At 35.6% G+C, this 8247-nt stretch carries 9 protein-coding genes and 2 pseudogenes; 1 reads left to right on the top strand and 10 read right to left on the bottom strand.

Annotated elements, in window-relative coordinates; translation table 11 throughout:
- Positions 1-725: 725 nt before the first annotated feature.
- From ssb to FNZ60_RS07060, 10 genes and pseudogenes are all read right to left on the bottom strand, one after another.
- Positions 726-941: pseudogene (gene ssb / locus FNZ60_RS07105) on the bottom strand (single-stranded DNA-binding protein); the annotation flags it as partial.
- Between the two features lie 1103 nt (positions 942-2044).
- On the bottom strand, positions 2045-2488 hold the full coding sequence (locus tag FNZ60_RS07100; protein WP_142416926.1) for a bactofilin family protein: 444 nt from the start codon (positions 2486-2488) through the stop codon (positions 2045-2047).
- Between the two features lie 82 nt (positions 2489-2570).
- Positions 2571-2870, bottom strand: coding sequence for a hypothetical protein (locus FNZ60_RS07095; protein WP_142416925.1), 300 nt, complete (start codon positions 2868-2870; stop codon positions 2571-2573).
- Between the two features lie 300 nt (positions 2871-3170).
- Positions 3171-3608: a hypothetical protein gene (locus FNZ60_RS07090; RefSeq protein ID WP_185913514.1), complete on the bottom strand. Its 438-nt coding sequence runs from the start codon at positions 3606-3608 to the stop codon at positions 3171-3173.
- A gap of 201 nt (positions 3609-3809) precedes the next feature.
- Entirely contained in the window at positions 3810-4277 is a 468-nt protein-coding gene (locus tag FNZ60_RS07085; RefSeq protein ID WP_185913511.1) for a hypothetical protein, read from the bottom strand.
- Positions 4237-5300, bottom strand: a pseudogene (locus FNZ60_RS07080) (DUF1376 domain-containing protein). The gene FNZ60_RS07085 and the pseudogene FNZ60_RS07080 overlap by 41 nt, the downstream one beginning before the upstream one ends.
- The gene (locus tag FNZ60_RS07075) at positions 5290-5661 is read right to left on the bottom strand and encodes a DUF1376 domain-containing protein (protein ID WP_185913509.1); all 372 of its coding nucleotides are present in this window, start codon (positions 5659-5661) and stop codon (positions 5290-5292) included. Before FNZ60_RS07075 ends, FNZ60_RS07080 begins: the two are co-directional and overlap by 11 nt.
- Positions 5648-6124, bottom strand: a complete 477-nt coding sequence (locus FNZ60_RS07070) for a crossover junction endodeoxyribonuclease RuvC (RefSeq protein WP_142416922.1) — start codon at positions 6122-6124, stop codon at positions 5648-5650. Before FNZ60_RS07070 ends, FNZ60_RS07075 begins: the two co-directional genes overlap by 14 nt.
- A 138-nt stretch (positions 6125-6262) precedes the next feature.
- On the bottom strand, positions 6263-7330 hold the full coding sequence (locus FNZ60_RS07065; protein WP_185913507.1) for a hypothetical protein: 1068 nt from the start codon (positions 7328-7330) through the stop codon (positions 6263-6265).
- A gap of 10 nt (positions 7331-7340) precedes the next feature.
- The gene (locus FNZ60_RS07060; protein ID WP_425456837.1) at positions 7341-7520 is read right to left on the bottom strand and encodes a helix-turn-helix domain-containing protein; all 180 of its coding nucleotides are present in this window, start codon (positions 7518-7520) and stop codon (positions 7341-7343) included.
- A gap of 146 nt (positions 7521-7666) precedes the next feature.
- Between FNZ60_RS07060 and FNZ60_RS09730 the strand changes: the two genes are divergently transcribed.
- Entirely contained in the window at positions 7667-8020 is a 354-nt protein-coding gene (locus tag FNZ60_RS09730; RefSeq protein WP_185913504.1) for an XRE family transcriptional regulator, read from the top strand.
- Positions 8021-8247: the final 227 nt, after the last annotated feature.

Below are 8247 nucleotides of genomic sequence, written 5' to 3'. Positions count from 1 at the left end.
CGTTATCTTTAGAATAGAGCATTCTTTAAACAATGCCGTTTTTTCTAAAAATTGAGTAAAATCCCATGTTTTGAGATTACAACGATTTTGAATTTTGCTTGCTTATCTTTGTCTTAATAGGTACCCCCATTTAACTTTGTATTTTTAAACGATAACTTTTAAAACGTCTTTTGATAGCTTGCTTGCATACGTCAAAAAAAGCTTTTGATCATAAGATATAACGTTTTGAATTTCATATCTGCTATTTCGTACCTCGGTAAAAAAATACCGTGGTTATAAAACTGATCTTATCTTTAAATATTTTATGCCCCCTTATGAATTAAAACCTATAAGCTTATAAAAGTTTCAAACGATTATTTTCCTTTTAAGGTTTCGCTCAAAAAAGAGCAAAATACATACCATTCTTTAAATGCATGCGATTATGTTATTGATAATTTCAAACGATTGAATTTTAAAACAATGCGATTTTTGAGTGATAAAAACGTATCATAAAATTTATGAACTGTTATGAATGATAACAGCTTTTCATTTCATTTGAATGCACACATGCGTTATAATATTTACATCGTGATTTACTTTTTATGGTCTATTCATACATGGCAATTGTTTATAAAAAATGGTCAAATGAATCACGTATAAAAGTGTGGATTCTTAAGTGGATTCATATAAAATAATTGCAAACAAACTATTGACTTTATTGTGTTTTTTGATATTGTATCGAATATACCTTTGTTAAGATACTGAAGAGCCACTTTTGCAAGATGTGGATTAAACACCACAATAGAATGCCATTCTGTTTTGTCTATTTTCTTATTGGTTGCCTTGTCTGTATAGCTTTCAGACGTTGCCATGCGAAAATTGACCACCTCGATACCAGATGACATTGTTTTGCTTTCTGGATTTGCACCTAAATGACCAATTAAAATCACTTTATTAAGCATTCGTTTGCTATCCTTTTATGGAAAATGGTACTTAAAAACAAAACAAACTCACAACTGACGATAGTATAACACATTATGGCGCGTTATTACAAACGAAATTTATTACAAACCACTGAATCTAAAGAATGAATCCCATTTTTATTTTACTTATTTGCTTGCGTTTTTACACGTTTTGTGCAATAAAAGAGATGTTCTTTTATTGTGATTAATCTAATCGCTTATTGGAATCGTTAATTATTTTGAGCATAAAGACCGTATCAATTCATTTTGATGCGGTTTTTATGTATTAAGGCTTGCGATTTTACACGTTTATTGTGCAATAAAAGAGGCGTTCGTAAACTTGCGAATAACGATAACAGAAATGCATTGCAAAACAGAAGCCGCGTTCATAAAGGGCGCGGCTTTATTATTTGAATGTAATAAAAATCTATAGCTAGTATAAAAGAAAACCCTGTTATGTAAAAAACATAACAAGGCCTTCCTCAATTTCTCAAATCACACAGAAATATAGCACATTATGTGTAAAAGCACAAGTGTTGAGATACAAAAAAACCGCATCTTTAAAGACACGGCTTCTTTTGTAGCGATTTTTAAAAAGTATATCGTTTTAAACCTAAGGAACGGTTCAAAATACAACGCTGTAATAACGTTGCAAAAGAAAGTTTTTTACGCTTTCCATGTATTAAATATAGCACAATATGTTGATTAGTTCAATTTGAATAAAAACAAGCTTGCATTTATACACAAATTATGTATTTTATAAATTGATCTATTTGATTATGAATTTTCATTATTGTTTTGTGTATAAAAGCCGTATCAATTCATTTTGATGCGGTTTTTATATATTAAGGCTTGCGATTTTATACGTTTTGTGTAATAAGGATTTGTAAATGTTGAAATACTTTGTCTGTCTTATAAGGCGAAGTTTTCTTTAAGCGGTGTTGTTGTATATTGGTCTTTTACCGTCTTATTAGCAACACGCCGCTAAATTACTTAAAGATTTGCGTTTGGAGTCAAAAGCCGTGTCTTAAATGACGCGGCTTTATTTTAATTCTATTTTTTAGAATATGACGCAGCTGCTTTAATCAATTCATCTACAGTCTTTACCTATCTCCAAAAGTTATTAAACCTGTAGAAATCTCTTTTCTTCCTGTAACCCATGCCCCCGAAAAAAGTTGCGTATCTCCAAAAATACGTGCCCTGCCACCAATAATTGCACTCCCATAAGCACGTACATTGCCATGAACCTTTGCAAATCCATTAACATACACCTCATCACAAATTATTGCATTTTCAAAAACCTTTGCATGCCCCCAAACAATAGCAGCATTATAAACCTTTGCATCGTCCCCAACCCAGCAACTCCCCACATGAGATAGGTTACCTTCATGTTCAATAAAGCCCCCTAGATCACCTTTTTTAACACTTCCAAAATTTCTTAAAGCTTTAATGCGATAAAGTGTTTTAACTCTGCCATAGAAATGGTCTTTAACTTCTGTAGTTTCATCAGTAAGTTCATATTTTTTAGATACATTTGTAGCGGTCATAGGTAGCTCCCTAATCTAATATTCGTTAAATTGTAAAATGAGATGTTTTAAAGAGGCGCCCCCGCCGCGCCCGCGCCATTATTTAAACAGCCTTATTTAGGCTATGTACATTATCAAAATCAGGTTTATAAGCTTTCAAAAGATGCGCTATTGAGTGAATTGGTCCTGAGCGACCAAAATCTGTAATGATTGCTAAAGTTTTTGTAAAATTAGGCATTTCGTTTTGTAATTTTAAAACCAAAACTTTTTCTAGAACAGCCATGAGTTCTAATAAAGCACTGCAATATTCATATTGGATATGATCTGTGTTAACTTCTTTACACACTGCCATCCACAAATCGCATAAGAAATCGGTAGTGATGTTAATTTCATTTTTTTCCATTTGAAATTCTTTCTATTCAATAAAAGTTTTTGATTGACGCCCCATAAGGGCGCCGGGCGCTCAAAAACACGGTGAATAGTCCGCCGCTATACTTTTCCCTCGCGAAGGGTCTTATATGGTATAGCTACACCCGACATAAATCGTTATATGCCGATGACAGCATAAAAGAAAGCCAGTATTTTAAAGAAATGGGAGAAACCTTATCGTGGTCTATCCGCTACTCACAAGTGATTTTGAAGCACTTGCCAATCTTATTAAACCAGCCTTGCTTTAAAGTCAATACGTATTTTTTATTTTTTTTCACTTTTTTTCATTTTGATGCTTACCTAATTGAATATCAAGCGCTTTTTCTAGCTCTCTGTCCATCTCTTCACTCGATAATGGATAACCTCTCTCACCATCATTCGTGATCTCACAAATCAAACAATCATTCTTTGTACGTTCTTTAATTTTCATATTTACCTCGTCTATTAACGGTTCATAACTCAATACGCTTTTTGGTAAATCACCACCGTATATCCACGCTTTCACTTGAGCCTTGGTACTGTAATCAATTTTGTTAGGCATCTCATGATCATGATACTGACCGCCTTCAAATTCCTCATATTCCCTCATTCCATCATCATATTCGTAAAGATTGTAAAAATACTCTGCAACCCCCATTCCCCATGGGGCATATCCAACCGCCGTTGCAACAAACTTCTTTTGAATAGGTTGTTTACGATTTCTTAAGAACATCTGTTTTAAAATTCCCCTATCTAAATCCATAACTTTACCTATGGGTTTATTTGCCTCAAATTGGACCGTACAGTGGCGTTTTAAGTTTCAATATGGTTTTCATCATAAAATCTTCAAATCGCTCTGTACGGTACCTTTTTGGCTGTTTAAACCCATATCTAATCACAAAATGATCAGCACTTTTCACTATTTTGCTGTTTATCATTCAATACCCTTTAAAACCTCTTCCATGCCATTTAAGAGCTCTTCAAGGCTCTTTTCGGTGCTTTCTGAGCGGTCTGATGATATCGTCGCCTCTTGATTTTTGCTCTTGATTTCTGGCTTTTGAAGGTTCTTAAGAATGCGATTTGCTTGGTAACGAATATCGCTTTCAAGCTTTTCGCAGTAACGATAAAAATCTGCTGTTGATGGCATAAAAGTTGTGTTTAAGCCCTCTGCTTTGCCTTTCAAAACGTTCTTTGTTGCTGTTTGCAATATCCAGCTGCTTATACCTTCAAGAGTGTAAAGATACGCAAGCGCCGTCGCTTTCTCATCTGATCCCATGGGGCTTTTGAGACCATTTGAAAGGACAAGAAACGTTGTTTGGATTTCTTCTTCAGTTGCTTTTCTTTCAAGCTTTTGCAAAGCATCAGTAACCAATGCTGTAACTCTCTCCGCTTCTGCACTCAATGGCTTTTGCCCCGTTTTCCAAAGGAATGGTGGTTCTGTCATCATCCTCGAATAAAAATTTGTACACACTATCTGAATTTTTGATATGGGACATGTGCTGTGCAACTCGATAACTCCAGCCGCGCTGTTGTTCTGTTTGAGAATTGGTTTGTTTTCCATAATTTTCTCCTTGTTTGTAATTTTTTGAATTTCTCACCCAGTTACGCCATGTTGCTTGCCAATCACGTTTGCTAGCGTCCTTACCCGTCTTGGCATTCCAATAATCTCGAAATTTTGCGATTTCGACTTTCACACGCTCTGGAGGCAAGCCCTCTTCGATTGCAAAATCGTAATCGGGTTCAAAATCCGCAGGTAATCGACAACCTCGATCAGTGTTAACCCGCTTGGCTTTCTTAGAAACGCTTTTTTGCTCGTGAATAATTGGTTGGTTTTCTGATGATGTTGCGTTTTGATCTGATTGAACATCATCACACTCGATTGGCTCTTGAACCAAATCGCTTGTTTCTAAATCTTCAAATTCAGTTTCTTTTTTTGATAAAATGATAGTTTTATTTTTTTATATATATTGTTAATGTTATTGTTAATGGCATCATTTCGCATTGCGTTTGCATTGCGTTCGCATTGCGTTTGCATTGCACTAACATCATAATTACTTTTATCTTTATTTTTATCCCATCTTAATTTTGCTGCTTTTGCTGCTTTGGAAGCCTTTTCTGTAGCTTTATCTAAATTTTCACTACAGTTATTAAGCTCTTCTTCAACTTTTAAACTCCACAAACGACCATCGTCTAAACGTATGATCTTCTCATCACGTAATAAGATGTCTAATGTCTTTTTTAAAATTCTTACTGAACAGCCAGCCCACCGTGCTAATTTTGGAGCATCTTCAATAATAGGGCGGCGTTCTTCATACATATATAAAACAAGAGTCATATAAAGACCCTTCTCCACTATACTCATGCCACTAACATCAACAATCCATTGTGAAGAAAATAGCCTCGTCCATGGCAACTTAGTTGACATGCATTGCCTCCTCTCTTTTCTTACCCCATCTTGCTAATGCTGCTCTCGAAGCGTTCTCTGAAGCTTTGTTTACTCTCTCAAAATCAAAAGCGAGTGACTTATGCCATAAGCCACCATTCTCTAAACGCGTAATATGACCCGTGCTTATTAAGGTCTCTAATGTCTTTTGAAACGTTCTTACTGAACACCCACACCAACTTGATAAATAAGACGCATTATTGATAAGAGGCGCTTTCTTATCATTCATAAGCAACACAAGGGTTGTATAAACTGCCTTTTCTGTTGCTTTTAAACCCATAAGCTCTTTTAAAAACTTATCTGTACTAAACTTTACACACGCTACTTTATTAATAGATATCATTCGTGCTCTCCCTTTCTTTAACTAAATGTAAAATTGCTAAAGCATCCGCTTCGTTATCATCACAAGGCGCGTGTCCTTTTGCACGCATTGCCTTTATCATCTCTTCTTTCGACGCATTCCCCTTGCCTGTTGTCGCTTTCTTAATTGTACAAACCGGTATCCCCTCATACGGTATCTCATGATCTTCACACCACGCTGTTAACGTTGCTAACAAACCACCGTAAACATGCGCTGCATCGGTTCCAACATGACGCCTCACCTCCTCAAAATACACCGCGTCAATGCTACCTGCTGTATGCTTTATTTCATTAAGCCATTGTTTAAAGCGTAAATAACGCATCCCGCCGCCTTCAAAACGACGGGATTTAAAATCAACGGTGCCACTAAATATGTCACCACTCCATGCGCACATCGCCCACCCCATCTTCGTACCTAGATCAAAACAAAGAATCGTATTAATCACCACGCCGCTCCACACATAGTGTGTTTTATAAGATTATTTTTTCCTCTATTTCATCTCTTAGCTCTTGTGCCAGTTTAAAAAAGTAATAAGCTTGATAGAGCAGATAAAAATTAGTAGGCATGAAAATAGCTGTCGGTATCATTTCTTCTGAGAAGAGCCATTTTTACTACCAGCAGCCCTCTCTCCACTATTCATTAAAGTACCACCGCCAATATTTTCTGTTGCAACACGTACCTCACCACAAACAGTCGCATTCTCATAAACCTTCGCAGTGCCATAAATGAATGCCTCTTCATAAACTTGTGCCTTGCCATGAACTTGTGCATTCTGAATAACGGTAGCATATCCGCAAACACGTGCATCATCATAAACCTGTGATGAACCCAAAATCTCTGCATTTTCATACACACGCGCCTTGCCATAAACCTTGGCTTTACCACCAATAACGACCTCTCCATAAGCCTGTGCGTTATCATAAACTTGCGCATTGGAGTAAACTTGCGCATTATTAAAAACCATAGCCTCGCCCCCAACCCAACAGTCCCCCTCATGACTAAGGTTTCCCTCTTTCGCTATCCAGCCCCCTAAATCACCTTTTTTAATGGTTCCAAAGTCTTTTAATGCGCGAATACGGTGTAAAATATGTGTACAGCCACCTTTCTCACCACTGTGTTTGTATTCTTTGATTTCACCAGTGAATTCGTACTTCTTAGTTGGATCAACTGCTACAATCTTATCTTTAAGTTCTATGATTTCTTGTTTAAGTTTTGTAATTTCCTCGTCGCGTGATTGAACATCTGCTTTTAAGGCATCTATAATTTCGTTTTTCTGTCTAAAGCTTGCATCATATTCATCTATCTTTTGCTCCAGTTCTTTAATTACAAGATCGCGTTTTTTAATAGTTTCATTATGTGTTTTTATGGTATTGATATAATTTTCAATGTCTCTATTACCTACATTAATAATCCTACTTTTCTCTTCAATAGCAGCATCACGTTCCATACCTGCTCTATTCTGCTCTTTAATGGCGGCATCACGTTCATGAGTAAGTTCTACAGTTTCCCTTAAAAATTCATTTTTCTTCTTTTTTGCCTCCTCTTTTAGATTTCTAACCTGATCACGATAATACCAAGCAAAGCGCAATATCCCTGCACTGATAAACAACATTACAACAAACGCTATTGATAAAATTGCATTTAAACTCATTTTGGTCTCCTCAAGATTGTAAACTGTCACATGCGTTATGAACGTTGGATTTTTTTGTAAATTTTGACGTTGTAGATATGTGTGTATTCCATAAAGATTCTAAAAGATAAGAAACTGTCCCTCTGGAAGGAACTCCATTTTTTTCCCAACGCCATACTGTTGATTTGTTAACGCCTAATAACGCAGCCATTTCGTCCTGCGTAAGATTAAGGTGTTTTCTTAATTTTTTTGCTTCTATCTTATTCATGAATAAAAATATGCGTTATGAGAACTTTATTGTCAAGTCGAAATGCATACTAATTTCATGCAATATGAGTACACATAGGAAGACAAAAAATGCTCAATAAAATAACAGATCAATCTTCTAGATTAATGAAAGCACGTTTGGCACGTGGTTTCAAAAGTGCAAAAGCAGCAGCTACATATTTCGGATGGAACTATTCTAGTTATATACAACATGAACAAGGAATCCGAGGTATATCGCGCGCATCTAAAAAATACGCAATCGCATTTAGAGTTAGCGAAGGATGGCTACTAACTGGAGAAGGAGATGGACCTATCTTTTCAGTTCCTGATTTTGTACAAACGATTGATGAAAAAATCATTGATCTGCTACAAACAACAAGTCAACCAGATAAAGAAGTAATTCTTCACCTTTTAAGCCGTCTAAATTCTGAAGAAAATAAATAAAAGCTCTTTTTCTTTCATGACTAAAAGCAGAAACTAGCTGCATTATCTTATTATCTAGTTCCACAACTCATTTCCTTTCTCCTCTCCTTTTTTCAAAAATATTAATCAATAAAATTTTTTAAGAGAATTTTTTATGCGTCTCTTAAAAAAAATATACTTTATGCATATTTTTTTATTGACTAATATGCATAATGCCTATATACACAACATCATACCCCGAAAAAAAA

Origin of the sequence: Bartonella massiliensis (assembly GCF_902150025.1) — a bacterium.
GTDB classification, from domain to species: domain Bacteria; phylum Pseudomonadota; class Alphaproteobacteria; order Rhizobiales; family Rhizobiaceae; genus Bartonella; species Bartonella massiliensis.
This window is presented reverse-complemented; position numbering and strand designations above follow the sequence as displayed.

Bases quoted from the DNA above. Each gene is read 5' to 3' on its own strand.
- FNZ60_RS07090 (WP_185913514.1), bottom strand. From the start codon at position 3,608: ATGTTCTTAAGAAATCGTAAACAACCTATTCAAAAGAAGTTTGTTGCA.
- FNZ60_RS07065 (WP_185913507.1), bottom strand. From the start codon at position 7,330: ATGAGTTTAAATGCAATTTTATCAATAGCGTTTGTTGTAATGTTGTTT.
- FNZ60_RS07075 (WP_185913509.1), bottom strand. From the start codon at position 5,661: ATGATATCTATTAATAAAGTAGCGTGTGTAAAGTTTAGTACAGATAAG.
- FNZ60_RS07095 (WP_142416925.1), bottom strand. From the start codon at position 2,870: ATGGAAAAAAATGAAATTAACATCACTACCGATTTCTTATGCGATTTG.
- FNZ60_RS07060 (WP_425456837.1), bottom strand. From the start codon at position 7,520: ATGGCTGCGTTATTAGGCGTTAACAAATCAACAGTATGGCGTTGGGAA.
- FNZ60_RS07100 (WP_142416926.1), bottom strand. From the start codon at position 2,488: ATGACCGCTACAAATGTATCTAAAAAATATGAACTTACTGATGAAACT.
- FNZ60_RS09730 (WP_185913504.1), top strand. From the start codon at position 7,667: ATGCTCAATAAAATAACAGATCAATCTTCTAGATTAATGAAAGCACGT.